This is a genomic window from Acetobacter sp. JWB (assembly GCF_003323795.1).
GTDB lineage: Bacteria > Pseudomonadota > Alphaproteobacteria > Acetobacterales > Acetobacteraceae > Acetobacter > Acetobacter oryzifermentans.
The window spans coordinates 2,555,303-2,582,140 of the sequence record NZ_CP030871.1 but is presented as its reverse complement, the minus strand read 5'-3'; the positions used below and the strand labels follow the sequence as shown (position 1 = coordinate 2,582,140).

Annotated in this window: 25 protein-coding genes and 1 other RNA gene; 17 read left to right on the top strand and 9 right to left on the bottom strand. The window is 52.6% G+C overall.

All coding sequences use genetic code 11. The annotated features are described in order from the left end of the window. Positions 1–915, top strand: a complete 915-nt coding sequence (locus tag DS739_RS12205) for a LysR family transcriptional regulator (protein ID WP_035352274.1) — start codon at positions 1–3, stop codon at positions 913–915. Between the two features lie 6 nt (positions 916–921). On the opposite strand, the gene DS739_RS12200 is transcribed toward DS739_RS12205, so the two are convergent. From DS739_RS12200 to DS739_RS12190, 3 genes are read right to left on the bottom strand one after another with little or no spacing between them, the layout of a single operon-like run. Continuing rightward, positions 922–1,890 carry a hypothetical protein gene (locus DS739_RS12200; RefSeq protein ID WP_006115087.1) on the bottom strand — a complete coding sequence of 323 codons (969 nt, stop codon included), beginning with the start codon at positions 1,888–1,890 and terminating at the stop codon, positions 922–924. 43 nt (positions 1,891–1,933) lie between these two features. Continuing rightward, the gene (locus tag DS739_RS12195) at positions 1,934–3,217 is read right to left on the bottom strand and encodes an AAA family ATPase (protein ID WP_006115086.1); all 1,284 of its coding nucleotides are present in this window, start codon (positions 3,215–3,217) and stop codon (positions 1,934–1,936) included. Continuing rightward, complete coding sequence (locus DS739_RS12190) at positions 3,214–3,810, bottom strand: hypothetical protein (RefSeq protein ID WP_035352272.1); 597 nt, start codon at positions 3,808–3,810, stop codon at positions 3,214–3,216. Before DS739_RS12190 ends, DS739_RS12195 begins: the two co-directional genes overlap by 4 nt. Before the next feature lie 233 nt (positions 3,811–4,043). Between DS739_RS12190 and rimP the strand changes: the two genes are divergently transcribed. Genes rimP through rbfA form a run of 5 tightly spaced genes read left to right on the top strand, consistent with a single transcriptional unit; the run spans position 4,044 to position 10,015 of the window. Continuing rightward, on the top strand, positions 4,044–4,649 hold the full coding sequence (gene rimP, locus DS739_RS12185) for a ribosome maturation factor RimP (RefSeq protein WP_006115085.1): 606 nt from the start codon (positions 4,044–4,046) through the stop codon (positions 4,647–4,649). 30 nt (positions 4,650–4,679) lie between these two features. Then, positions 4,680–6,224, top strand: a complete 1,545-nt coding sequence (gene nusA / locus DS739_RS12180) for a transcription termination factor NusA (RefSeq protein WP_003624601.1) — start codon at positions 4,680–4,682, stop codon at positions 6,222–6,224. A gap of 13 nt (positions 6,225–6,237) precedes the next feature. Then, positions 6,238–6,888, top strand: coding sequence for an RNA-binding protein (locus DS739_RS12175; RefSeq protein WP_035352270.1), 651 nt, complete (start codon positions 6,238–6,240; stop codon positions 6,886–6,888). Further along, positions 6,885–9,554 (top strand): translation initiation factor IF-2, encoded by a 2,670-nt coding sequence (gene infB / locus DS739_RS12170; protein WP_006115083.1) that lies wholly within the window; start codon positions 6,885–6,887, stop codon positions 9,552–9,554. The genes DS739_RS12175 and infB overlap by 4 nt, the downstream gene beginning before the upstream one ends. Beyond that, positions 9,551–10,015, top strand: a complete 465-nt coding sequence (gene rbfA / locus DS739_RS12165) for a 30S ribosome-binding factor RbfA (RefSeq protein ID WP_006115082.1) — start codon at positions 9,551–9,553, stop codon at positions 10,013–10,015. Before infB ends, rbfA begins: the two co-directional genes overlap by 4 nt. 4 nt (positions 10,016–10,019) lie before the next feature. On the opposite strand, the gene DS739_RS12160 is transcribed toward rbfA, so the two are convergent. Further along, positions 10,020–10,472, bottom strand: a complete 453-nt coding sequence (locus DS739_RS12160; protein ID WP_006115081.1) for an Lrp/AsnC family transcriptional regulator — start codon at positions 10,470–10,472, stop codon at positions 10,020–10,022. A 128-nt stretch (positions 10,473–10,600) separates the two neighbouring features. Here DS739_RS12160 and alr point away from each other — a divergent pair, with 128 nt between their 5' ends. From alr to DS739_RS12145, 3 genes are all read left to right on the top strand, one after another. Then, on the top strand, positions 10,601–11,746 hold the full coding sequence (gene alr, locus DS739_RS12155; RefSeq protein ID WP_006115080.1) for an alanine racemase: 1,146 nt from the start codon (positions 10,601–10,603) through the stop codon (positions 11,744–11,746). Positions 11,747–11,776: 30 nt separating this feature from the next. Then, entirely contained in the window at positions 11,777–13,036 is a 1,260-nt protein-coding gene (locus tag DS739_RS12150) for a D-amino acid dehydrogenase (protein ID WP_006115079.1), read from the top strand. A gap of 249 nt (positions 13,037–13,285) precedes the next feature. Next, positions 13,286–14,818: a glucoamylase family protein gene (locus tag DS739_RS12145; protein WP_035352265.1), complete on the top strand. Its 1,533-nt coding sequence runs from the start codon at positions 13,286–13,288 to the stop codon at positions 14,816–14,818. Between the two features lie 48 nt (positions 14,819–14,866). Here the strand turns inward: DS739_RS12145 and DS739_RS12140 are convergent, their stop codons facing one another. The 4 genes from DS739_RS12140 to ssrA form a co-directional block, all read right to left on the bottom strand. Continuing rightward, positions 14,867–15,259, bottom strand: a complete 393-nt coding sequence (locus DS739_RS12140; RefSeq protein WP_006115077.1) for a VOC family protein — start codon at positions 15,257–15,259, stop codon at positions 14,867–14,869. Between the two features lie 60 nt (positions 15,260–15,319). Beyond that, positions 15,320–16,972, bottom strand: coding sequence for a fumarate hydratase (locus DS739_RS12135; protein WP_006115076.1), 1,653 nt, complete (start codon positions 16,970–16,972; stop codon positions 15,320–15,322). A gap of 46 nt (positions 16,973–17,018) precedes the next feature. Further along, complete coding sequence (locus tag DS739_RS12130) at positions 17,019–17,555, bottom strand: SspB family protein (protein WP_006115075.1); 537 nt, start codon at positions 17,553–17,555, stop codon at positions 17,019–17,021. A gap of 167 nt (positions 17,556–17,722) precedes the next feature. Continuing rightward, positions 17,723–18,050: a transfer-messenger RNA gene (ssrA, locus tag DS739_RS12125) on the bottom strand. 120 nt (positions 18,051–18,170) lie between these two features. Here ssrA and thyX point away from each other — a divergent pair. From thyX to DS739_RS12110, 3 genes are all read left to right on the top strand, one after another. Next, positions 18,171–19,079, top strand: coding sequence for an FAD-dependent thymidylate synthase (thyX, locus tag DS739_RS12120; RefSeq protein WP_035352263.1), 909 nt, complete (start codon positions 18,171–18,173; stop codon positions 19,077–19,079). Between the two features lie 22 nt (positions 19,080–19,101). Next, positions 19,102–19,380, top strand: coding sequence for a hypothetical protein (locus DS739_RS12115; RefSeq protein ID WP_006115073.1), 279 nt, complete (start codon positions 19,102–19,104; stop codon positions 19,378–19,380). A gap of 123 nt (positions 19,381–19,503) precedes the next feature. Further along, on the top strand, positions 19,504–19,785 hold the full coding sequence (locus tag DS739_RS12110) for a hypothetical protein (protein WP_006115072.1): 282 nt from the start codon (positions 19,504–19,506) through the stop codon (positions 19,783–19,785). A gap of 79 nt (positions 19,786–19,864) precedes the next feature. Here the strand turns inward: DS739_RS12110 and DS739_RS12105 are convergent, their stop codons facing one another. After that, entirely contained in the window at positions 19,865–20,980 is a 1,116-nt protein-coding gene (locus DS739_RS12105; RefSeq protein WP_035352304.1) for an Mrp/NBP35 family ATP-binding protein, read from the bottom strand. Positions 20,981–21,137: 157 nt separating this feature from the next. Between DS739_RS12105 and DS739_RS12100 the strand changes: the two genes are divergently transcribed. From DS739_RS12100 to DS739_RS12080, 5 genes are all read left to right on the top strand, one after another. Next, on the top strand, positions 21,138–22,349 hold the full coding sequence (locus DS739_RS12100; RefSeq protein WP_006115070.1) for an OpgC family protein: 1,212 nt from the start codon (positions 21,138–21,140) through the stop codon (positions 22,347–22,349). Positions 22,350–22,382: 33 nt separating this feature from the next. Beyond that, positions 22,383–23,018: an SGNH/GDSL hydrolase family protein gene (locus tag DS739_RS12095; protein ID WP_006115069.1), complete on the top strand. Its 636-nt coding sequence runs from the start codon at positions 22,383–22,385 to the stop codon at positions 23,016–23,018. Positions 23,019–23,150: 132 nt separating this feature from the next. Beyond that, positions 23,151–24,683, top strand: coding sequence for a DegQ family serine endoprotease (locus DS739_RS12090; protein ID WP_006115068.1), 1,533 nt, complete (start codon positions 23,151–23,153; stop codon positions 24,681–24,683). Continuing rightward, positions 24,684–25,712 carry an aromatic acid exporter family protein gene (locus DS739_RS12085; RefSeq protein WP_006115067.1) on the top strand — a complete coding sequence of 343 codons (1,029 nt, stop codon included), beginning with the start codon at positions 24,684–24,686 and terminating at the stop codon, positions 25,710–25,712. 101 nt (positions 25,713–25,813) lie between these two features. After that, positions 25,814–26,809 (top strand): quinone oxidoreductase, encoded by a 996-nt coding sequence (locus tag DS739_RS12080; protein WP_006115066.1) that lies wholly within the window; start codon positions 25,814–25,816, stop codon positions 26,807–26,809. Positions 26,810–26,838: the final 29 nt, after the last annotated feature.

Here is a 26,838-nt window from a genome sequence, read left to right as displayed (position 1 = left end):
ATGGATCTTCTTTCCGCGCTTCACAGCTTTGTTCGCGTTGCGGCTACAGGCTCGTTTTCTGCCGTCTCGCGTGAGACAGGTGTTAGTCAGCCCACCATTTCCCGCCATATTGCGTTGTTAGAGGCGCATTATGGTACAACTTTGTTTGCGCGCACCACGCGCAGCCTTACCATGACGGAAGATGGCAGAAGCCTTCTTCCGCATGCTTATGAAGTGCTGGAAATTCTGGAAACGGCAGAAACAGTGCTGGGGCGCCGTCGTGCTTCTGTATCTGGTTTGGTGCGCCTGGGGGTAACCACAGCTTTTGGATTGTGTCTGACACGGCGGATAGGGGAGTTGCTAGAAAGGCACCCTGATCTGGCTATTGAAGTTGTTATGCGTGATGCATTTGGTGATCTGGTAGAAGAAGGGCTGGATCTGGCTGTGCGCGTAGGGGATATAGCCGAGGGTTCTCTTATTGCCCGTAAACTGGGCGTTGTGCGCAAATGGTTGGTGGCCGCACCATCTTGTCTGGCCCGCTGTGGCACGCCAATGCACCCGCGTGATCTGCCTGAATATCCGGGAGTCGTATATAATTACGGCTCTAGTCGGTTGGATTGGAACTTTGAGCGGGATGGTGAAGAAAGCGTAATTGCACCATCAGCTGTTTTCCGTGCCAATAGCAGTGAAGCTGTGTTGTATGCAGTGGAATCTGGATTGGGCATTGGCCTGTTGCCAGAGTTTCAGGTGCGTGAGGCTGTTGCCGATGGTCGGCTTACTCGCCTGTTTGCAGATTGGAATATTCCTTCCCTGCCATTCTATGCTGTGCATACTGGCCCACGTACACTCCCCCTGCGCACCCGGACGGTTCTGGATTTTCTGATAGAAGTTTCCGCAGATCTCTTGCGGGAAGGTAAGATGCATCAGGCCGTTTAACGGTTTTTAACCGTGGAACGCCGGATCTGCCGATACAGTTGCGGGCAGAGCAGTATCCGGTAGCTTGCTGTCAAACCCTTGGCGCAGATAAGGGCTCCATCCGCGTAGCCATGCGTTGGTGCGGCGGACAAAGTCCGACACAGCAGACGAATCGGACATACCTGCGCGAGACCAGTTTTCTGGCGCACCTGGTACGATTTTACTGCCAGCTTCCGCCGGGCTTGTCAGCATGTGAACACTCATGAAATCCACACCGGGGCCGGATTTGCTTTTTTCAATCCGATTCCAGCCGGCATCCACCAGAACGGGGGGCAGATCAAAGCCCATACCTGTCAGGCGCTGCACAGCAGGGGGAATAAACATGGGGCTTCCCAGTAAAGCCTGTAATGCGGGGTTGGATGTCAGAAAAACGTTATTCACTACTCGAATAGGGGATGTCATCCAGCATTCTGTGTGTGTGCCATCTTGCGGGAGGGCTTCTGACATAAAGTTAAAGTTGCTGTGGCATTCATCTTGCACAAGCTGCGTATCTGTAATGGGCAAAGATTGCGTGGTGGCCTGAGCAACTAGTAAGCCTGTTACAATGCCTTGTTCAGAACGTACATAAAGCGATGTCAGAATTTCCCCGTGTGCAACATCATCCTGATAATTCAGGAGAGGGTGCCATTTACCCGCAGGTAAGGGAAGCTGGCGGCCCGCAAAAGAAAGCGTACCTTCAAATTGTGCATCCATAGGGGGCGCGGAAACGGTGCGCCGATCTTCATCCGGCCGAAGTGCATCTTCCGACGAATCGGCAGAAGGTGCACCAGCAGGCAGCATATGGCTGATTTGGGATGTAAGTTTTGCATAAGCTGGCAAGCGTGAAGTTAGCCAAGGGGCAGGAAATATCACGGAAAACACACTGCATGCGCCAGCGGTAAACAGCGCTACACGCCAAACAGGAGCGCGTTGCCATAATCGGGTAAAAGCAGACATGCAGAACAGCCTTGTGCCGGAATAATAAACAGTAAAGGGCCGCTTATGGGATCAGGCGCGCATGAATGCCATCGCCTTCATCCGTGCGGTTGTTCGCCACTTTTGCAACAACTGCACCATCATCTTCCTTTACCAGCCGCACCATATTGGCACCTTGCTGGCGGGCTACAATCAGGGATTCGCTGATCATATCTTCAATCGAACGCACCAGATCTCGGGCAGAGGCAGCATCTCCCATGCGGCTCTGGCGGCGCATAACGTCCATTAGCAGAGTGGCATCAATACCGCCGGTTTCTACTTTCAGGCCGTAGCTTTCAATCATGGTTTCAATTTCCAGCGCGGCCACGCGGGCGATATCCAGCCCCTGTAGCGGACGGAAGATAAATATACGATCCAACCGGTTTAGAACTTCCGGCGCAAACCCAGCCTGACGCAAGGCTTCTACCGATTCGGCGCGCATACGGTCTGGGTCATCATGTAGGCGGTCTGCAATTTCTGTTAGTGCATCTGTTGCAATGTTGGATGTCAGCACAAAAATTGCGCGCACGGTAGAAATCTGTTGCCCGGTAGAGGCCTCGGTAATGTGCCCATCGTTCCATGCTGTCAGGAACTTTTTGAACACATCCGGATGTGCTTTTTCAATTTCGTCCAGAAGCACAACAGCATCCGGCTTTTCCTTCAGGCCGCCAGTCAGCTTTCCGTAAGTGTCTGAACCCACATAACCTTTGGGGGAGCCAAATAGCTGGGTTGCTGCGTGGGGGCTGCTCATCTGTGTCATATCAAAATGCAGCAGGGGGCGTTCAAGTTGGCGGGCAAGTTGTTTGGCCAGATAGGTTTTGCCTGTGCCCGGAGGCCCGGCCAGCAGAAAAATACCTACTGGTTTCCCGCGTACCTGCAAGGCAAGGCGGCGGCGCAACTGCGCAGCCACATCCTCGCATACCTGGTCCTGCCCAATAACGCGGGCGCGTAGGTTGGCTGCCAGTTCTTCCGCATCAATGGTGGTTTCACGCTGCTCGCGCGCCATCATTTCTTCCAGTGCGGCGCGGTTGGTCAGTCTGGCAAGAACGTCCATGATGAATCCCCGTCGGCGTAAAAGCCCTTTGCGCGCCAGCTTCTCGGCGCGTGTTTCAAACAGCAGCCCTGCTACTGTAAGTATAATGCCACTTACGGCCAAAATCGGCCATGCTGGTGCGCACCACTGCAAAACATGCGTAATGGAATGCAGGGAAAGATGCAGGCTGAGGGCAATCTGTATGCTGGCAAGCACCAGAAAGATCACCATCATCAACGGCATCAGCCGGTTTAGGGCGGGTAAAAGTCCCTTCATTGCGCAATCACCGTTAGTGGCAGAGTATCCCCTTTATACATAATCGGCAGTGTTTGTGGGCCGAATACCGTAATGGCACCGCTTCCAATACCAGTAGGCCCGGGGTCTGATGCCGGTATGATATCAACATTGCCACTGATCGTAATGGGCAGAATGACGGTTTGCGGGGTGGGGGACAAATGCACTGTATGGTGCCACGGCCCACAAATAAGCGTAATTATGCCTCCTGCGCCTGTGGCATCGTAAACAGGCATGGCCACTAAGCGAATGTCTCGCCGTTTAATACCTGCCAGAATATCTGCCTGTTCCTGTTCCGTATAATCGGATTTGGCAAGCGCTTGAGCAGCTTTTTGCGAGGCAATTAGCGTAAGGGGGATTCCCATACGGTTGGCGCTGTTATCATGATCTTGCGTGTTGTTTTCTGCCGCAGGGGTGGCGGTATTTCCGTGCCCACCGCCCATAAAATGCACGCCAGCTCCAGCCATGATAACGCATGTTGCCAGCCCAATCAGAGCCATACGCACGCCAGAAGGTTTATCTGCTGCCTGTGGCTGCGGTTGTGGCTTCCATGCGGGTTCTGGCTCTTTGTGCATATTGAAAGGTCAGCCCTTGCAGTGTGGAGGATGGCAAATATGTCGCAATAGGGTTAATAAAAGCATGTCCGACGTGCCCTGCAATGTGCAATTTGCATCCAGCCCGTAAAATTGTTTTTTATAAAGGGTAAAGATTTGCATGGCGGGCAGTAGCTTTATTCTACCCTTGCGGTTTCACTCCACATCCCTTACATAAAGAGCCATCCTTCTCAATTTGTTTTACGTTTCGGGGGGTGGCCTTGACGGCCGCCTTTTTTGCATTGGATACAGACCTTTCTACTCACTCTGGCCTAGAAGCTCGCGTTGCTGCGCTGATAGCCCCTGCCGTTGAGGATATGGGTTATGAGATTGTGCGTGTTGCTGTGCTGGGGCGTGAGCGTCCGACCGTGCAGATCATGGCGGATCGCAAAGATGGTTCCCTGATTAATGTGGAAGATTGTGAGCGGATCAGCCACGCGGTAGGTGCCGTGCTGGATGTTGAAGACCCCATTCCTGGGGCGTGGACGTTGGAAGTTTCCTCTGCCGGAATAGATCGGCCCCTTACCCGTGCGAAGGACTGGAACCGCTTTGCCGGGCACCAGGCCAAGGCAGAAGTTCTGCTGCCGGTAAATGGGCGCCGCCGCTTTTCTGGTGTGGTTCTGGGGTCTGATGGAACTGTTGCGCGGATGCGTCTGGATGATGGCACGGAAGTTGCCTTGCCGCTGGAAGAACTCCGGCGTGCACGGCTGGTGCTGACAGATGCTCTGATTGAAGCTAGTGCCCGTATGGTGCAACCTGCGCCCGGCACTGATCCCGCCCAGAAGAATGATAACGATTCTTCCGGGCCCAAGGTGCATTGATAAAGCTGCCTGTTTTGGAGAGCTGAGAGTATGGATACCTCTGTTTCCCGTCCTGAACTTTTGCTGGTTGCAGACGCTGTCTCGCGCGAGAAAGGTATTGAGCGTGAAGAAGTGCTGGAAGCCATGGAGCAGGCGATCCAGAAAGCCGGACGCGCCAAATATGGGCACGAAAAGGACATTCGTGCTACCATCGACCGCAAGACAGGTGATGTGCGCTTGTCCCGTTGGACGGAAGTGGTGGATGAAGTGGAAAATGAAGATACGCAGATTGCGCTCTCCATTGCCCGTAAGTTTCGCCCAGAAATTCAGGCAGGCGAATACCTGATCGATCCGCTGCCCCCGATTGATTTTGGGCGTATTGCCGCGCAAACCGCCAAGCAGGTGATTGTGCAGCGCGTGCGTGAATATGAACGCAAGCGCCAGTATAACGAATTCAAGGACCGCGTGGGTGAAATTGTAAACGGCACCGTTAAGCGGACCGAATACGGCAATCTGCTGGTTGAAATTGGTTCGGCAGAAGCGCTGCTGCGACGTGATGAGTTGATCCCGCGTGAAACGTTCCGTAACTCGGATCGCGTGCGCGCCTATATCTACGATGTGCGTGATGAGCCGCGTGGACCGCAGATTTTCCTTTCCCGCACGCATCCGGCCTTTTTGGCCAAGCTGTTTGCGCAGGAAGTGCCAGAAATTTATGATGGCATTATTGAAATTAAAGCCGTTGCGCGTGACCCTGGTTCTCGCGCCAAAATGGCCGTGATTTCTCGTGATGCGTCTATCGATCCTGTCGGGGCTTGCGTTGGTATGCGTGGTTCCCGTGTGCAGGCCGTTGTGGCCGAATTGCAGGGCGAAAAGATTGATATCATCCCGTGGAGCCCGCAGGCCGCTACTTTTGTAGTGAATGCGCTGGCGCCTGCTGAAGTCAGCAAGGTGGTGATGGATGAAGAAGCCGGTCGCGTAGAAGTGGTTGTGCCGGATGAGCAGCTTTCTTTGGCTATTGGCCGTCGTGGGCAGAATGTCCGTCTGGCTAGCCAGTTGACGCGTTGGGATATTGATATTCTGACAGAAGCGGAAGAATCCGAACGCCGTCAGGAAGAGTTCCGCCGTCGGACAGCGCTGTTTGTTGAAGCGCTGGATGTGGATGACGTAATTGCAGGTCTGCTGGTCACGGAAGGCTTCCATTCCATCGAAGAACTGGCTTTTGCAGATCCAGATGAGCTGATTGGCATTGAAGGATTTGACGAGTCGGTCGTTCAGGAGCTGGTTCAGCGTGCTGAATCTTACCTCGTTCAGCAGGAACAAAAGCTGGATGATCGGCGGAAAGAGCTGGGTGTTGTGGACGATATTGCCGATATGGGCGTGTTTACAAACCAGATGCTTGTGACATTGGGTGAAAAGGGTGTAAAAACCTTAGACGACCTTGCAGATCTGGCCGGTGATGAACTGGTTGAGATCTTGGGCACCGATGCCATTGAGGAAGATGCCGCCAATGAAATCATCATGGCAGCACGAGCTCATTGGTTTGAGGATGAAAATCAGCAGCCTTCCGATACCAAGGAAGGTGAGGCCAACGCCTGAGGCCTGATATAAAGTGGGTGGTGATTTCTTGCCAGAAACAGAAGAGAAAGGCAGCCTTCGGAGGTGCGCGGTAACGCGTGAAGAAGGCGAACCTTCTTTAATGATCCGGTTTGTGATTTCACCATCTGGTGAAGTGGTGCCTGATCTAGATGCACGTCTGCCGGGGCGGGGAATATGGTTGAGCCCCCGCCGGGATGTGATAGAACAGGCGCGTGTTCGGGGCGTTTTTTCACGCGCCGCACGCCAACAGGTTAAGGTGCCGGAAGATATAGTAGCCCGTGTAGAAACAGGACTGCTCCGGCGGATGAGTGAACTTGTAGGGCTGGCTCGCAGAGCTGGTCAGGCTACAAGTGGATTTATGAAGGTGCGGGAATGGCTGGTGCAGCGTAAAGCTGCCATTGTTGTTCATGCACTGGATGGAAGCAGGGAAGAGCGGGAGAGGCTGGTTTCCGGCCAACGCGATATTCCTGTCGTTGAGGCGTTGTCATCTGAAGATCTGGCAAAGATTTTTGGGCGGGAACGAGTGGTGAACGTGGCGCTTTCAGCCGGAGGGCTGGCACAGCGCTTACGTTGTGAGAATAAGCGTTTTACGGGGGTTGCTGAAGGCGGCCCTCGCATGCCCCGGACCTTTCCGGCGCATGGGTGTGAACAGGCGGGTCAATGAGCGAAGGCAAGGATCAGGATCAGGGTAAGGGGCGTTTGTCCCTTCGGCCGGCAGGGCGTTCGGAGGTCGGACGGACGGTTGATGCCGGGTCCGTGCGGCAGAGTTTCAGTCATGGCCGTTCCAAGGTTGTGCAGGTTGAAGTGCGCAAAAAACGTGGTGCCGGCCCGGGTGGTTCTGGCGGACGTGCCGGTGGAGCGCGCGGTGGCGGTCGTACGCTAACAGCCGCTGAACTGGCCATGCGTCAGCGTGTGCTGGCGGAACAGAAAAAAGCAGCGGAAGAAGCCGCCCGGCGCGAAGCCGAGCAGCGCGAAGCTGAAAAAATCCGTATTCTTTCGGCTGCTGAAGAAGCGCGCCGTAAGGAAGAGGAAGATAAGCGCGCGGCTGAAGAAGCCGAAGCAGCAAAGGCTGCCGCTGAAGAGGAAGAGCGTAAATCACGCATTGATTCCATTCAGCCTATCGCCGTGAAAGAGCCAGTTGTTTCGGCTGTGCCCATTCCGGGTGAAGTCACACTGGCTCCGCCGGTTGGGCGCCTGCGTCCGTTGGCTGAACGTGCAATTATGCCAGCCAAGCCGCTGAAGCCTGTTCCCTCACGCTCTCAGCCTGCTGAAGCTAAGGAAAAAGAACCAGCGGCTGCGCAAACACTGCGTCTGCGTAGCGGCCGTGACATGGAAAGTGACGATGCGCCGCGCCGTGGTGCATCTCGCAAGGCGCCCCCTGGTAACCATCGTAAAAGTGGTGGTGGGCGTAAGTCCGATGTCGGTGGTGGCCGTCGTGCAGGCCGTATTGACGTGCAGGCCGCGATTGAAGGTGATGATGATAAGACGCGGTCACTCGCATCTGTTCGTCGTCAGCGCGAGCGTGAACGCCGTCAGGCTGAACTGGAACGTTTGCGTTCCGATCAGGTGAAGGTTGTGCGTGATGTGGTTCTGCCGGAAAACATTACCGTGCAGGAACTGGCAAACCGTATGGCTGCCCGTCAGGGTGAAGTTATCAAAGCGCTGATGAAAATGGGCGTGATGGCAACAGTTACCCAGACGATTGATGCAGATACAGCTGAACTGATTGTTGAAGAATTCGGCCACCGCGTGCGCCGTGTTTCTGAAGCAGACGTTGAACTGGGGATTGAAGGTGTGGAAGACGCACCAGAAGCTCTGCGTCCGCGTCCGCCAGTTGTTACAATCATGGGTCACGTTGACCACGGTAAGACATCTCTGCTGGATGCTCTGCGCACAACAGACGTTGCGGGTGGAGAAGCAGGCGGTATTACCCAGCATATTGGGGCTTATCAGGTTACTCTGCCTTCCGGCTCCAAGATCACATTCTTGGATACCCCGGGCCATGAAGCCTTTACGGCTATGCGTGCTCGTGGTGCATCCATTACGGACGTGGTGGTGCTGGTTGTGGCGGCTGATGATGGTGTTATGCCTCAGACGGTTGAAGCCATTAAGCACGCTAAGGCTGCAAACGTGCCGATGATTGTTGCTATCAACAAGATCGACAAGCCGGGCGCTAAACCTGACCGGGTGCGTCAGGAACTTCTGAGCCACGAAATTGTGGTGGAATCCATGGGCGGTGACGTTCAGGATATCGAAGTTTCCGCTCTTAAACGCACTGGTCTGGACAAGCTGGAAGAAGCCATTCTTCTGCAGGCAGAAATTCTGGAGCTGAAGGCCAACCCAGACCGGGCTGCTGAAGGTGCCGTTATTGAAAGCCGTCTGGATCGTGGTCGCGGCTCTGTTGCTTCTGTGCTGGTGCAAAAAGGTACGCTGCATAAAGGCGATATCGTGGTTGCGGGCACCGAATGGGGCCGGGTGCGTGCTCTGCTGGATGATCGTGGCCGCCAGGTTACGGATGCAGGGCCTTCCATGCCGGTTGAAGTGCTGGGTCTTTCTGGTGTGCCATCTGCTGGTGCTCCGTTCGTGGTGGTTGAAAACGAAAACCGCGCACGTGAGATTTCCGAGTTCCGTCAGCGTAAGCTGAAAGAACATCAGGTGGCTGGTCAGGTTGCTGCACGTGGCACGTTGGATCAGATGCTAGCCCGTATTCAGGCGGGTGATCAGAAAGAAGTTTCTGTTCTGATCAAGGCAGACGTTCAAGGTTCTGCGGAAGCTATTCAGACAACAGTGCTCAAGCTGGCAAATGAAGAAGTGGGCGTTCGCGTTCTTAATGCTTCTGTTGGTCAGATCACGGAAAGCGATGTGCAGCTTGGCAAGGCATCGGATGCAGTGATTATTGCATTCAATGTGCGTGCTACAGCACAGGCGCGCCAACTGGCGCAGCGCGAAGGTGTGGATATCCGCTACTATTCCATCATCTATCAGGTTGCTGATGATGTGGAACAGCTTGTGCGCGGTAAGCAGGCACCTAAGCATCGTGAAAAGTTCCTTGGCTATGCCGAAATCCGCCGTGTGTTCGAAATCAGCAAGGTGGGCAAGGTGGCTGGTTGTTACGTTACAGAAGGCGTTGTCAAACGTGGCTGTGGCGTGCGTCTGCTGCGTGACGGCGTAGTGGTTCATGAAGGTGATTTGAGCCAGCTCAAGCGCTTCAAGGACGATGTGAAGGAAGTCAGCAAAGGTTACGAATGTGGCCTTTCCTTTGCAGGCTACAATGATCTGCGCGAAGGCGACGTGGTGGAATGCTTTGAAAGTGAGCTGGTTCCAGCATGAGCCGTAAGAACGGATCAGGCAGTAAAGTAGCAGGGCCGGCGGGGTATCTCGCCGGTCTTGCTCCATCTGGCCCATCGCAGCGTCAGTTGCGGGTAGGGGAAGAAGTGCGGCGTGTGCTGGCTGAAGTTTTTGCACGCACCACGTTTCGTGATCCAGATCTGGTAGATGTTGCCCTTACGGTAACAGAGGTGCGGCTTTCTCCAGATTTTCGTCACGCAACGGTCTTTATTACCCGTTTGGGACGTAGTGATGTTGCTGAGCTTCTACCTGCGTTAAAGCGGGTGGCTCCGTGGTTAAGAACACAGCTTGCGCATAAAATACGTGCGCGTACTGTGCCGGAGCTTCATTTCCAGCCAGATACAGCGCTGGATACGGCCATGCATATGGATACACTGCTGCGCTCACCCGAAGTGCAGCGTGATTTGGGCGCTTCCTCGGAAGATGAAGAACCGGAAGACTAATCGTTCAGTTACATTTGCCCTGCTGCACAACGGGGCGAATGGCAAAATTGCTTTGAATACGCACAACACCCGGCATGCGGGATAATTCCTCTTTGTGAATACGTTCGTAATCCTGCATGTCTCGGGCTTCTACGCGCAGTAGATAGTCGGCATCACCTGTCATCAGGTAACACTCCTTAACATCGGCACATTCCTTGATGCGGCTTTCAAAACGCCGAAGGCATTCTTCTGTCTGCTTCTCCAGCGTGATCTGCACAATAATCGTGGCAACTGCTGGGCTTTTTTGCCGGGTAATAAGGGCGCGGTAGCCTTGTATGGTGCCCTGTTGTTCAAGCATGCGCACTCGGCGCAGGCAAGCAGAAGGCGAAAGACCCACTTTTTCAGCCAGTTCAGCATTGCTTAGGCGGCCATTATGTTCAAGGTGCCGTAAAATAGCTTCTGTTACACGGTCTGGCATAATCTGCCTTTTGTGGGCTGATATTGAAATTTTATTCTAAAATATAGGAAAAATAATATATTCTGCAACACACAGACAGGATATCTTATAAAATACCTGTTAAAATTCTGGAATCGAAACAAATAAGGGTGGCGGTTGTGAATACTGTTTCGTCCTCAGCTAGAACACTGTGGCCAGCATCTCGCGCAGGGGCAGTTCTTACGGTTAATCTATCCGCCATTGCTGAAAATTACCGTTACCTTAAAAGCCGATTGGGCAAAACAGTTTGCGCCGCAGTGGTTAAAGCAGATGCCTATGGGCTGGGTGTTGCGCAGGTGGCTCCTGTTTTGGAAAAAGCGGGTGCAGAACATTTTTTTGTTGCACACGTAGATGAAGGGCTTGCTCTTAGGCCCTATCTATCTTCCACAACGTCGGTAACGGTGTTGCACGGCCCTCGGCCAGATGCAGCTGAAGTTTGTGTGCGCAATAATTTGCGGCCTGTTCTGAATAGTTTAGAACAGATTGCTGTTTTGCGAGAGCTGGCAGCCAAAATAGATAAGCCGCTGGATGTGGCCATTCAGCTTGATACGGGCATGTCTCGTTTTGGCCTTTCAGAAGCTGATATCCATAAACTGGCAGTATCTCCAGAACTGCTGGAAGGCTTATCCGTCAGCTTGGTAATGAGCCATCTTGCTTGCGCAGATACTCCAAAAAACCCAGCAAATACCATGCAGCGTGAACGGTTTGAGGCATATGCACGTATGCTGCCCAAAGCAACTTTAAGCCTTTCTGCCTCATCTGGCATTTTTCTGGGGTCGCAGTTTCAGTTTGATCTCGTGCGCCCTGGTGCGGCTTTATATGGCGTGGCACCACAAAATGAGGGTGAGAACCCACTTAAGCCAGTGGTTGGCCTGCAAGCCCATATTCTGCAAATTCGCCATTTATCCAAAGGGGATCGGGTAGGTTACGGGCTGACATGGCAGGCTCATGGTCCGTGCCGTGTTGCCACCATTGCAACAGGTTACGCAGATGGCTTTGCCCGTGCAGGGGCTGCGGCTGGCTGTGCTTGGTATAAAGGGTATCGGCTGCCAATTCTGGGCCGCATTTCTATGGATTCCATGACTGTTGATCTTTCTGAAGTGCCCGAAGGGTTGCTGGAGGAAGATAGCATGGTGGAACTTTTAAACGCGTCTTACGGCGTGGATGCTGTAGCCAAAGCAGAAGGCACAATTGGTTACGAAGTACTGACATCTCTGGGGCGGCGTTATCACCGTGTTTACACAACGGCTGCCTGAACAGTTTACCCAACAGAAAGATAAGCAGAAATGAAAATTCTGGTTCTGGGAAGTGGTGTTGTAGGGGTTACATCTGCCTGGTATTTGGCCAAGGCAGGGCATGAGGTTACAGTGGTGGACCGCCAGCCGGAAGCTGGTATGGAAACCAGTTTTGCTAATGCGGGGCAGGTCTCCCCCGGTTATTCTGCCCCATGGGCGGGACCGGGTGTGCCGCTAAAATCCATTAGCTGGTTGATGATGAAGTATCGGCCATTTGTGTTTTGGCCAATACCAGACCCGCATTTGTGGAAATGGCTTTTGCAGATGTTGGAAAACTGTACGGCTGCTGCGTATGATCGCAATAAGGGCCGTATGGTTCGGTTGGCAGAATATAGCCGTGATGTGATGCAGGATTTACGATCCAGCACAGGCATTACGTATGATGACCGTCAGCAGGGCACGCTACAGGTTTTTAGAACCCAGAAACAGCTTGATGCAACAGCCAAGGATATTGCTGTTCTTAAACAATACAATGTGCCCTACGAACTTTTGGATGTAGAAGGCTGCGTGGCTGCCGAACCAGGTTTAGTCGCATCTCGCCAGAAGATTGTAGGTGGTTTGCGTTTGCCGGGTGATGAAACCGGAGATGCCTTTAAGTTCACGCAGCGTTTGGCCAGCATGGCGCAGGAAGCAGGCGTGAAGTTTCTGTACGATACGGTTGTGCGCCGCATTCGTTCAGAAAGTGGGCGTGTTACGGGTGTAGAAACGTCTCACGGCGTATTAACCGCAGATTCCTATGTGCTGTCATTAGGCAGTTTTTCTCCTGCACTTCTAAGGCCTTTGGGGATTGATCTTCCAGTATATCCTGTAAAAGGTTATTCTTTAACAGCATCTATTCAAAATGCAGATGCTGCGCCGGTTTCTACTATTATGGATGAAACATTCAAAATTGGTATTACTCGGCTGGGAGACAGAGTGCGTATTGGGGGCACTGCGGAATTGGCTGGTTTTAGCCGCCGTTTACGTAAGCCACGGCGTGAAACGCTGGAACATTCCGTAACAGATTTGTTTCCTGGATGTTGCGATGTAGAGCAGGCGCTTTTCTGGACAGGGCTGCGCCCAATGACTCCAGATGGCACACCAGTTATCGGGCGCACAGGCTTGGATAATCTGTTCCTGAACACTGGGCACGGTACGTTAGGGTGGACTATGGCATGTGGATCTGGCAAAGTTTTGGCGGATCTTATGTCCAACAAAAAGCCAGATATTGATACGGCTGATTTGAATATCTTCCGTTATCGTCAGTCATAATTTCATTATCAGAACTTGTTTTCAGGTGCGGGCGGAAAGTGCTTTATGCGTTTTCCGCTTGTGCGCACCGCAAAAAATCTATCCTGAAAAGCATTGTTTTTGCATGCTCTGTGTTTCATGCTCACGTTTGTGGGAACTTTGCACAGTTGCTGGAATGTTTTCATGCGTCTTGCATACAAGCCGTGGCAGTGCGGTTTTGTAACGTAATGGTCGGGGCGGTTTGGGGTAACAATCGGATTTTTGGCGGTTATGAAAACAAAGTGCGTGCCTGATGTATGGAAAAGTAAAAAGCCGGATCTTTCTGAAAAAAGAAAATCTTTTCTAAAAACAGGGGTTTTGCTCCTTGCCGGAAGCCTCTTTCTTGGTGTTGCCAGTATTAGTGGGCAGGCCTATGCGCTTGCACCTTCTGGGCAGGCACCACAGGCTTATGTTCCCACACCGGCTGATGTGGCGATGGTATCGGATCTGGAACACCGTACATTCCAGTGGTTCTGGGATTCAGCAGATCCAGCTACGGGGCTTATTCCAGATCGCTATCCATCAGATCAAAAGCAGGATAGTGTTGCTTCCGTAGGCTTTGGCCTGACTGCTTATGGTATTGGTGTTAAGCGCCATTATATTTCGCGGCAGCAGGCTGTAGAACGTACGCTTACAACGCTGCGCTATATGTGGAAACTACCGCAAAATGAGAGTGCGGACAAAGCTTCTGGTTATCACGGGTTTTTCTATCATTTTCTGGATAACCGCACAGGCTTGCGTCTGAATCCGGATATTGAACTTTCCAGTATTGATACCGCATTATTAATGCAGGGTGTTCTGTTCTGTCGTAATTTTTATACGCAGGATACAACGCAGGAAAAAGAAATTCGCCAGCTTTCAGATCAACTTTTTAATCGGGTGGACTGGCAGTGGATGGAACGTCCGGACCATCGGTTGAGCATGGGGTGGTCACCCGAGCATGGTTTCCTCCCCAATTATTGGGAAGGGTACAGCGAAGGGATGATGCTGTATATCCTTGCTTTGGGCGCCCCAGAACATGGCTTGCAGCCTGTTTCTTGGCAGGCGTGGTTGGCAACAAATGATAAGCGATGGGGCGAGGAATACGGGCAGACATTCCTGAATTTTGCGCCGTTGTTTGGGCATCAGTATTCCCACGCGTGGATAGATTTCCGTGGCATTCAGGATAATTGGATTAGCAGCAAGGGCATTGATTATTTTGAAAACAGCCGGCGCGCTGTGTATGCACAACGTAATTATGCTGTGTCTAACCCCGGTAAATGGCAGGGATACGATGCCAATACATGGGGCCTGACAGCCAGTGATGGCCCCGGCGATGTGACCAAAACAGAAAACGGGCAGACACGCCATTTTCTGTCTTACAGTGCACGCGGTGTTGGGCGTGATTATACGCAGGATGATGGCACCATTGCCCCAACGGCAGCCGGTGGTTCTGTTGCCTTTGCGCCAGAAATTGCTATTCCAGCGCTACGCACCATGAAAAGCAAATACGGAAACCATATTTATGGCAAATATGGTTTTGCAGATTCGTTCAATCCCAGTTTTCATGATGCAAAGCAGGATTACTGGGCGGATAATACTTACCTGGGTATCGACCAAGGGCCTATTTTGCTGATGGTGGAAAACTGGCGAAGTGGCCTTGTGTGGGAGACAATGCGGCAAAGCACCGTTATTCGCCGCGGCCTGCTTCAAGCTGGTTTTCATGGTGGGTGGCTGCAACAGGTTGCGCAACAACCTTCATCAATCGTGCGCCGTAAAGGCTGAAAATGACAGGCTTCCCTCTTTTATAAAACTTAAGAGGGAAGCCATTTTTTAACCTTGATAAGATGCAATTTCGATAAGATTTTCATCCGGATCATGGCAGTAAACGGATGTAATAGGGCCTAATGCACCCAGACGTGCCACGGGGCCTTCTACAATGGTCACACCGCAGGTTTTTAGGTGTTCGCAAACATCTTCACTGGTAATGGCAGTTACAAAACATAAATCGTTTCCACCGGGCAGGGCGTGGGTGGCAGTTTCCCACCCTTCGGCGTTGTAAGGGCGCAGATTAAGTTTTTGCCCTCCAAAACGCAACGCCGTGCGATTGTTACGGCCATATTCTTCCCGATCCATCCCCAGCACGCGCTGGAACCATGAGGCGGAAATTTCTACATCCCTTACGGTCAGCACCACATGGTCTAACCGATCTACTGTAAAACGCATGAAACCGCATCGCTCCTTTGCTGTTGGCCCCTTTGCAGCAAAGGGGCCAAGGCTGCTGTCTTACAACTCAGCGTAGAAGTCGTTGCCCTTATCATCAATAACAATAAACGCAGGAAAATCTTCTACTTCAATTTTCCAGACAGCTTCCATGCCCAGTTCGGGGTATTCCAGCACTTCTACTTTGCGGATGCAGTCTTTAGCCAAGCGTGCGGCAGGGCCGCCGACAGACCCCAGATAGAAGCCACCATATTTCTGGCAGGCATCCTTTACGGCCTTGGAGCGGTTGCCTTTAGCCAGCATGACGTAGGAACCGCCATTGGCCTGAAGTTCTGCTACGTAAGAATCCATACGGCCAGCAGTTGTGGGGCCAAAGGAGCCTGTAGGCATGCCAGCCGGCGTTTTGGCCGGTCCTGCGTAATAAACGGGATGATCTTTTAGATACTGCGGCAGGCCTTCGCCTTTTTGCAGGCGTTCGCGGAATTTGGCATGGGCAATGTCACGCGCAACCACCACGGTACCTGTAAGAGCCAAACGGGTTTTGACGGGATATTTGGAAAGCTCCTTACGGATTTCATCCATCGGCCGGTTCAGGTCGATTTTGATGGCTTCGCCTTCCAGATGTTCATCTGTGGTTTCAGGCAGGAAGCGGGCAGGGTCATGCTCCAACTGTTCCAGAAAGAAACCTTCGGCTGTAACGCGTGCCTTGATTTGCCGATCTGCCGAACAGGAAACGCCAATGCCAACAGGCAAAGATGCACCGTGCCGGGGCAGGCGGATAACGCGCACATCGTGGCAGAAATATTTACCACCAAACTGTGCGCCAATGCCCAACTTGCGGGTAAGTTCCAGCACCTTCTGTTCCATCTCAACATCACGAAAGGCGTGGCCGGTCATATCCCCTTTGGTTGGAAGGGAATCGTACCAGTGGGTGGAAGCCAGCTTAACTGTTTTGAGTGTTTGTTCGGCAGACATACCGCCAATAACAATGGCCAGATGGTACGGCGGGCAAGCAGATGTGCCAAGCGTCTTGATTTTGGTGTCCAGCCAATCCAGCAACTGCTGTTCAGACCCCAGCAGGGCGCGTGTTTCTTGGAACAAGAAGGTTTTGTTAGCAGAGCCCCCCCCCTTGGCCACGAACATCAGATCCATCTGTTCATCGTGCTCACCAGCGGGGCTGGCAAAAAGATCGCACTGAACGGGCAGGTTGGTGCCGGTGTTTTTTTCATCAAACATAGTTAGCGGCGCCATCTGGGAATAGCGCAGATTGGTGCGTGTATAGGTTTCGTACACCCCCTTGGAGAAGGCAACTTCCTCGTTCCCTTCCACCCAGACGCGCTGGCCCTTTTTGCCGAACACAATAGCGGTGCCAGTGTCCTGACACATGGGCAGCACGCCACCTGCTGCAATGCAGGCATTTTTTAGCAGATCAAGCGCCACAAAGCGGTCATTATCCGAAGCTTCGGGGTCTTTCAGAATGGAAGCAAGCTGCGCCAGATGTGCTGGCCGCAGAAAATGCGCCACTTCATGAAAAGCCTGCGCTGTCAGTTCCGTAAGAGATTCGGGGGTAACATGCAGCACGGTTTTGCCACCGCACTGTGATGTGCTCACACCCGCAAGATCCAGCTTGCGATAGGTGGTTTTATCCTCTCCCAGCGGGAATAGGGGAGAATAGGCAAATTCCGGCACCGGGGGGCGAGGGGGCTGGCTGGTCATTTCTTCGTGTCTTCTCCGTCAACCTGGCCCCGTTTGCGCCGGGGCTTCAGGCGGGTGATGGTCCTTTCTTGCGGAAAGCGTCAAGACTCACGACCTGTGAGGACGAGTCGCTTTCCTCCGGCCTGTCCGGTTCGGGCTGGCCAGTGGTGGGTTCTTCCGGTGTGGGTTCCTCCGTTGGCTCCATGGCAGCAAAATGCAGGCTGAACCTTACGGCAGGATCAGCAAACCCAGTAATGGCCTGCACGGGAATAACCAGTATGGAGCCAACACCCCCAAAGGAAAGGCCGACAGAAACAGTTTTGGCTGCCCGGTCCACCTTCAGATCCCAGAACTGGTGCTGGAGCACGATGGTCATTTCATGCGGATACTGGGCGCGAAGTCGGGCAGGAATATCCACGCCGGGAAAATCCGTAAGGAAAGTCAGATAGAAATGGTGCTCTCCTGCAAGCCCTTCACGGCTCACATGTTCGAGCGCATTCAGCATCACGCTGCGTGAGGCATCGTTCAACCAGCGTTCATAAGGCAGCAGGCTGGTGGCCGGGAAAAGGGATTCGTCCTGTGTGGGGTCGTGGTCATCAGCCATATCATTTTCTCCTTGCCGCCACCGGGGAGACCCCGGCTTTTTGATCGATATCTATATAACGCAGGGATGCGCGAAAGATCACGCAAGCGCAAGCACGCCGGACATGTTTGTTGCAACACCAGCCATGCAAGCCGTGGTGTTTGAAGCCGAACTGAACGGGGAAATGAGGTGGGAGGGCTTCTGTTGCCCGGTGCCCTCCCGAACCGCGCTTATCGCTTATGCAGCGACAGCGAGCACCTCAGTGTTATCATTGGCACTTGTAAAAATAGCCCGATAACGGTGGTACAATACCGGGCAAAAAGAATATCTTTACTGCGCGTGTCGAGCCTATTTCGTCCCCATCTGTCCAAACCTTTACAGGCTGAATGATTGGTGGAGACGCCGGGTACCGCCCCCGGGTCCACTACGCCTATTCCATACCCCGTTTATTGCCATAGTCAGAAGCGAACTTCTCACACCCCAAACATAGGAAGTCCGGTAATGGATTGCAAGCGGAATTAACCCTTTCTCCCTCTTTCCTATAGTGCGTTGTGTACGTAAAATACCCGCGTTTCGCGGGGTGGTCGCTATTGGCTCAGTTCCGTGTTTTGCAAAGATTTTAGTAAGGGCCAGACCATGTCACTGACCGACGAACAGCGGGCGGAAATAGCAGCTCACGGGCAGGAAACCTTTGCCACGCGCAGGCCTACCGTGCCGGCGCTGGAAGCTATGCTGTATGAACCGCAGGAAGTGCTGGATCATGGGTTCTTGCGTGTTATTGACTATATGGGGGATGATGCTGCCATTGTGCAGGCTGCACGCGTTTCATACGGTCGGGGCACCCGCAAGGTTTCAGAAGATGCGGGGCTGATCCGGTATCTGATGCGCCATCGCCATTCCTCACCGTTTGAAATGTGTGAGATGAAATTTCACGTCAAACTGCCGATTTTTGTGGCGCGGCAGTGGATTCGCCATCGCATGGCCAGCGTGAACGAATATTCGGCACGCTATTCCATTCTGGACAGTGAATTTTACCTGCCTGCGCCAGAGCATATGGCCGCCCAGAGCGAAGTAAACCGGCAGGGCCGAGGGCAGATTCTGGCCCCAGAGCAGGCAGCAGAGGTTTTGGATATCCTGCGTGATGATGCCATGCGCACGTATCGTGATTACGAAAAAATGCTGGATGCGGAAAATGGATACGGTTTGGCGCGTGAACTGGGGCGTATCAATCTGACCCTGAACACCTATACCCAGTGGTACTGGAAAATAGACCTCCATAACCTCATGCACTTTCTGGCCCTGCGGATAGACCCGCATGCGCAGTATGAAATCCGGGTTTATGCAGAAATCATGCTGAAAATTCTGCATGCATGGGTGCCGGTAACAGCCAGCGCCTTTGAAGAGTATCGCCGTGGTGCTGTCACGTTCTCGGCAACAATGATGCAGGTTTTGCGCCGTATGCTGGCTGGAGAAACAGTAGAGCAGAAAGGTTCTGGCCTTAGCCGCCGTGAATGGGATGAAATGCTGGCCAGTTTGAAAGGCTGATTGCTAGAGTGTTATCCTGATCATGATAAACAAGCCGGATGATACAGATGCATCAAAGGGGGGAACACCGTTCTTTGAGCAGATTGTGCAGGAAGGCCAGCAAAGCACAACGCTACGGAAACCTTTGAAGGCAGGACATTTGCCGCCACTATGGCCTTTTGTGGTTATTGCCGTAGCGCTTGTAGTTGTGTGGGGTGTTCTGTTTTTGAATGCTCCACCCACCAAAGATAATTGGCACTTTCAATTCTGTGGTCATGCGCAAGGTGGAATGAAAAATATCTGCCCTCAGCTTGGCCCGTAAAGATGTCATGCAGAAGGGCAGGTGAGGATATGTCTTTCAACCTGCTTGGGTTTGTGAGTATTTTTAAATGTACAAATCTTTAATCTTGGCATGTTACAAGTGCTTGGAAAATTCTGAAATTTAATGGAGTATAGAATGATACATTTTATGCGGCGTATCTCTATGGTATTTTCTGGTGTGGCCATGATCGGGCTGGCATATCCTGTTCATGCAGACACATTGCGGGATAAGCAGACAGAAGCCTGTAAAGGGGATGCTGTGCGCCTTTGTGCCCTGGCTATTCCCAATGAAAAGAAAATTACAGCATGTATGGAACGTAAGCAGGATAAGCTCAGCCCCAAGTGCCGGGCTTTTTTCAAAAAAGGTTCAAAAACATCTCCGGCACATAAGCCGAAATCCAAATAAACTGTTTGTTGGGTTTATAGAAAAAACAGGCCTTTCCCTTATACTTAATGGAAAGGCCTGTTTCTGCTTTTAAAATTGTTTACTTTTGTATCTGTGGTCGCAGCATCTCTGCAACTGTATGTGCAATGTGGCGCCACGCTTTGGCGCCTTCACCATCCGGGTTTTCAATAATGCCTGGCACGCCTTTGTCTCCGCTGGCGCGAATGTCTGCCAGCAGAGGGACTTCCCCAAGGAAAGGTACGCCCATGGCTTCGGCTTCTTTTTTGGCGCCGCCGTGGCCGAATAGTTCTGTGTTGTGTCCACAGTTCGGGCAACAGAAATAGGACATATTTTCAATTAGCCCCAATACGGGCACATTTACTTTTTCAAACATTGTCACCCCACGGCGCGCATCAATCAGCGCGATATCCTGCGGAGTGGACACAATAACAGCCCCAGTTAGAGGCACTTTTTGCGTAAGAGAGAGCTGCGCATCCCCAGTGCCGGGTGGAAGATCCACCACCATCACGTCCAGATTTCCCCATGTCACATCTGTCAGCAGTTGGTTGATGGCGCCCATCACCATGGGGCCTCGCCAGATCATGGCGGCCTTTTCATCTACCAGCATGCCAAGGGAAACAGCCTTGATGCCCCATGCTTCAACGGGTTGCAGCTTGCCATCTACAACTTCAGGCTTGCCCCTTGCGCCCAACATGCGGTGCAGGGAAGGGCCGTGAATATCGGCATCCAGCAGACCAACTTTCAGGCCTTCCAAACCAAGCCCAACAGCCAGATTGGTTGCGGTGGTGGATTTGCCCACGCCGCCTTTGCCCGAAGCTACGGCAATAATGGTTTTTACACCGGGAAGAATAGGGGCATTGCCATCAGCGGGTGCCGTGCCGCCTAAAGGGCGATGTCCGCCAGATGCTGATTTGGGTTTGGCTGCTGCCCCGGCGGGGCGATGTGCGGTGAGAATGATGCTTGCACTTTGCACACCCGGGAGTGTTTCTAGTTGGCGGGCTGCACCATCACATAAAGCAGAAATTGTTTGGGCGTGTTCGCGCGCGACAGCAAAGGCCACAGAAAGTTTGCCTTCTGTGAGTGAACAGCCTTCCAGATGCCCATAAGCCAGCAGGTTTTTGCCCGTTTGTGGGTCTTTTACATTTTCCAGAACGCGCGCGATGTCCTGAGAGGAAATGGAGGGAGGCTGGGCCACAATTTTGCTCCTGTTGAAGGTAATGAGGTTTGGTGTGTTGGCAACAGCAAGCATGGCTTGCCGTCAAGAGGCAGCGCTGCGCGGGATGGTGTGCAGGCTTAGAGTGTTTCCTGCGTGTGACAGATTTTTTCTGGCACAGAACAGATGAGGCCGGTAGATGACGCACATGGTAAATGCAGTGGCGGATGGCCGGGTGAACAAAATGACCTCACAGGCTGAAAAAACTTCAGGATCTGGTGTTGTTTCTGCACAGCCACCCAAGCCTGTTGCGGGCCGAGGGCGAGATCATCGGATTGATGCCATGCGTGGTGTGGCGTTGCTGATGATGTTTATAGACCATATCCCTCAAAATCTGCTCAACCGTTTTACCATGCGCAATGTCGGGTTTGCAGATGCGGCGGAAGTATTTGTGCTGCTTGCAGGGTATGCATCGTGGTTGGCATATGGGCGTGGCTTTAGAAAATACGGTGTACCCACAATTCTAAAGCGGATTTTTCGCCGGTGTGTGCAGCTTTATATTGGCCAGACTATTATGGTGGCGGCTTATGTCTTCACCGTAAGGGCATGGCGTCATTTTACTCCGGTTTCAGTCGATTATCTAGAGCCTGAACTGGCACATGGCATGGGCTGGGTCTGGCGTGTGATGATGTTTGATGCCTTGCCCAGTAACCTTAACATTTTGCCTCTTTATATTGTTCTGCTGGGCGGGTTCCCACTTTTTTATGTGCTAATGCGTGTGCATCGCTCACTCGCGCTCGTGCTTTCTGGTGCCGTATGGTTGTTCGTTAATTTTGATCCGGAAATAAACTTTCCTAACTGGCTGGACCCGGATGGGTGGTACTTCAACCCGTTTGCATGGCAGTTTCTGTTTGCGCTGGGTCTTACGGCCTCAGCCGAAACCGAGCGGCGTGGGGGGGATCTACCGCAGAAGCGGTTACTGGTGATAGCCAGCATGTTGTATCTGGTGTTTTCTGCCATTCAGGCTTTTCCGTGGACATTGTGGGGGCTGCCAGATTTCCGCCCGTTTGGAGATTCCATAGCGCCTGCTAAAACATGGCTTTCTCCGTTTCGTCTGCTGGATGTTGTGGCCATTTTTTATCTGGTTCAGTCCTCAGATAAAGCGCGGCAGTGGGCGGCGGAAAGTAAGCTGGGGCAAATTCTGGCACGGGTTGGCCGTCATTCCTTGGAAATCTTTGTGGTGGGCACGGTGCTGGATCTGTACGCACGGCTCATTTTTAGCACGTTTGGTGAAGGTTGGGGCTTACAGGTGGCGGTCAACATTGTGGGGCTGGCTGTGCTGTTTTGGCTGGCTGCTTGGCTGGATGCCCGCCGTACACGCCAACGGGCTGCATTGGCTGCCAGTAAGTAAGACAGCGCCAGCGATTGTTGTGAAGGAAACACCATGTCCTTAACCAAGGTTTCTTCCCTACCGCATGTGGCCCAGCTTTTGCGGCACAAAAAGCCAGTAAGAATAACGTTGTTTGGATCTTCCTCCACAGAAGGGGTAGGTGCCTCATCACTCGCTGTCAGTTATGTAGGTGTTTTTGAGCAAAAAATGCGCGCTGCGGTGCCTGATAAGCTGGAAGTCATCAATCGCGGTATTGGTGGGCAAGGGGCCATGCAGATGCATGCACGGCTGGCACAGGTTCTGGCGGACAAGGCAGATCTTGTAATTTGGCAAGGCGGTGTAAATGATCCGCTAACAGGCATAAATCTGACAGATTTTGAACAGATAACGCGGGATGATCTGCTTGCCCTGCGTGAAAATGGAGCAGACGTTGCGCTCATGGATTTGCAATGGTGCCGTTTGTTGGATGAATGCCCCGTGGCGCCAGCTTTTCAGGCATCGGTGCATGCGCTGGGGCAGGAACTGGAAATGCCCGTGTTCCCACGTTTTGAGCTGATGAAGCTGTGGAGCAAAGCATACGGTTTAGGGCGGGAAGATCTTTCTCCCGATGGCATTCATATGGGTGATACGGGCTACCGCCTGTTAGGTGAGGCCGTGGCTCAGTGGGTGTTGGATTTAGCGGCGGAATAACGGCTTCAAATTGGGTCGATATGGGCAGAACAAAAAACCGCATGTGTAAATCGGGCTGACCTTTCAGTATGTTCATGCCATAAACTCACAATATCCTTTCCTGCCGCTGTCTGACAGAAAGACTATTTCTTCATGCGTATATCTGCCCGTTTTGCCCGTGTTTTTTCTCTGTCTGGTCTTTTGCTGGCGGGGGCAAGCTTTGCGTATCCTGCGCAGGCAGATCAGGCTTCCACGACTGCGCCACCTGTAATGGTTGCGCAGCGTGTGCCGGAAAGCTTTGCAGATCTGGCGGCAAAGCTTTTGCCTGCTGTGGTGAATGTTTCCACCACCCAGACAGTGCGGGCAGATTCGGACGATGATGATGAAGATGACCAACTGCCACAGATGCCCAATTTTCCGCAGGGCTCTCCGTTCGAGAAGTTCTTTCATGATTTCATGAACAGGCAGACCGAGCCAGATGCACCGCCACGGCGGATGCAGGCATTGGGGTCTGGCTTTATTATTGATCCTACCGGGTACATCGTGACCAACAACCACGTTATCCGTAAGGCAGACCGTATTACGGTTACCTTGCAGGATAACACGGTACTAACGGCCAAGGCTGTTGGGCATGATGATAGAACAGATCTGGCACTGCTGAAGGTGGAAAGCAAAAAACCTCTGCCTTTTGTGCAGTTCGGTAATAGTGATAGCCATAGAGTGGGGGATTGGGTGCTGGCTATTGGTAACCCGTTTGGTTTGTCTGGCACGGTTACGGCAGGTATTATTTCCTCACGCGGGCGCAATATTGACCAAGGCCCGTATGATGATTTCATCCAGACAGATGCGCCTATCAACAAAGGCAATTCCGGTGGCCCGTTGTTTGATATGAATGGGCAGGTTATTGGCGTAAATACAGCCATTTATTCGCCCTCCGGCGGATCTGTTGGTATTGGGTTTGCCATTCCTTCCAACGAGGCCCGCAATGTGGTCGAGCAACTGCGTAAAACCGGCAAGGTTTCACGCGGATGGCTGGGAGTGAGAATCCAGAATGTTACGCAGGATATTGCGGATGGTCTGGGGCTTACGCCTGCCCGCGGCGCCTTGGTGGCCGGGGTGGAAAAAAATGGCCCCGCTGCCAAAGCGGGCTTGCAGACCGGCGATGTTATTCAGGCGCTGAATGCGCAGCCGATTGAAGGCAAGGCATTACCACGCCTTTCTGCCCAATTGCCGGTAGGTAGTGTGGCCCATCTTGGCGTATGGCGGCATGGTAAAATCTTGGATCTGCCTGTCACTATTGCAGCATTGCCAGAGCCTGCGGCTGATACACCGCAGAAACCAGCAGCCCCATCTAAAACCAAGGAAACTGTCAGTTTTGCAGATTTTGGTTTTTCTGTTGGTGTGATTGATACAGCAGCCCGGCAGAAATACGGCCTGTCTGCAAATCAGAAAGGGGTGCTGGTGACATCGGTGCAGGATGATGGTCTTGCCGCAGACCGAGGGTTAAAGCCCGGAGATGTGATTACCGAAGTGCAGCAGGCAGAAGTCAATACGCCAGCAGATCTGAAAAAACGGATTGAAGCAGCCAAGAAGGACAAAAAGCGTTCAGTGCTGCTGCTTGTGCATGATTCGGATGGTTTGCGCTGGATTCCGTTTTCCTTAACGGGTGAAGATACGTCTCAATAAATGGTTCCATTTTCTATTCAGGCGCCATGGCTGAACAATGCTGTGGCGCGGCAGACCGTACGGCTGCTGAGTGCCGTTGGTCTTTCTGGCTTTATGGTGTGGCTTACCAATCTGCAGGAGCCGGGTTGGGCCATTATTACCTCCGTCATTGTCACGCAAAACAGCATTACGGACACTATTTCCAAAGGGCGGGATCAGATTGTTGGCACCCTGATTGGAGCGGTTGCCAGTATTGTACCCATTACGCTGATGATGTTTTTGCGTTGGCCATTATGGGAGGCCTTTGCAATCGCCTTTATTCCACTGGCCGTGTTGGTCAGTTGGAAGCCCGCAGCACGCATGGGCGTGGTTACGCTTATGATTGCCACTTTGTTTCCATCAGAAGGAGATCCTTACCTCCGGCCTATTGAGCGCGTGTTGGCTATTCTGATCGGGGTAGGTGTTTCCACACTGGTAACGTACGTTGTGCTGCATGAGCAGGCACGACGAGATGCCTTTCGCAACGCTGCGGAAACAGTGACGCAAATTGTGGCCATGCTGCAAAAAGCCCGCTCTGGAAATACAGACTGGGTGACCATTCAGGACATGAATGATGATTGCGCGGCATCGTTGCGCAAGGTTCAGGCTGCGTTGGAAGAGGCGCGGCGCGAACACTGGAAACCGTTGGAGCAACGAGACCCCATGCTGGCGCAACTGCCCAAGGAAGTGCGGCAATTGCAAATGGATGCATTGGTGGTAGCGCGCGCCATGCTGCGTTTTCCACATTCAGGTTCCACTATCCCTCCACAACAGGTGGCCACCATTAGTGCTGGTCTGCTGCGTGGGTTCCAATGGGTTATTCAGCGCTGCAATGATGAAGCCACTGCCCGTTCAGGTAATGATAGCCGTGTGGCGGCAGAAGTTATTTCTGCCCTTCCAGCAGAAGATGAAACGGCAGACCCCATCATACGTTTTGTTGTGGGAATCCTGCTTACGGATTTGAAGCATATTATCAGTTTTCTGGGTGAGGATGACGCAGACCGCCCCTGATTTTCAGGAAGGCAGGCCCTGCATGTCTGGAACGCTATAAACTTATTGGCCGCTGTGTTGCTTGGAAACATGACGGAGGGGCATGCAGCGGGCAGTGGAAAATGAGGCAAGAAATGGCAAGTGATCTCAACACAGTTGTGCGTGTACATCACACAGGGCCACCAGATGTATTGCGTGTTGAAACGCTTCCTGTTCCCCAGCCTCAAAAAGGGGAAGTGCTGCTACGGCAGGAAGCCATAGGTGTTAATTTTATAGATACCTATTTTCGTTCCGGTCTGTACCCGTTTCCAACTTTGCCAGCTATTCCGGGGAATGAGGGCGCAGGCGTGGTGGAAAAGGTGGGTGAAGGGGTACAACATCTTCGGCCCGGTATGCGAGTTGCTTATGCCGGAGCTTTGGGGGCCTATGCCTGTTATCGCACCATTGCAGCAGACAGGCTGGTGGTGCTGCCAGATGCTATTCCATTTGAGATTGCTGCGGCAGTTACCTTACGTGGCCTTACGGCCCATATGTTGTTGCGCCAAGTTTATCAGGTTCGTACAGGACAGGATATTTTGGTTTATGCCCCGGCAGGGGGTGTTGGGCAGCTTGTGTGCCAATGGGCGCGGTATCTGGGTGTGCGGGTGATAGGCGTAACCTCTACAGAGGAAAAAGCGGCTATTGCTAAGGCTTGCGGTGCAGCAGATGTTGTTATTGGCATATCAGATTTACCTGCCCGGATACGGGAACTGACTGACGGGAAAATGGTACCCGTTGTATATGACAGCATTGGGCGAGATACTTTTGAAACCAGCCTGAACTGCCTTGCGCCACGTGGGCTTATGGTCAGTTATGGTAATGCATCCGGGCCGGTTACCGGGGTATCTGTAGGTACCTTAAGTGCCCATGGAAGCTTGTATCTGACACGCCCATCTTTGATGACATATATTGCAGACCGCAAGGAGTTGGAGGCTGGGGCGCAGGAACTGTTTGCGATGGTAGAACAGGGGGTGTTGAAGCCAGCAATTGGCCAACGCTTCCCGCTTGCAGAAGCCGAGCAAGCGCATAGGGCGCTGGAATCGCGCAGCACAACAGGTAGTACGATTCTGACAGTCTAGATTTTTGCGCAGCTGTCATGAACATATGC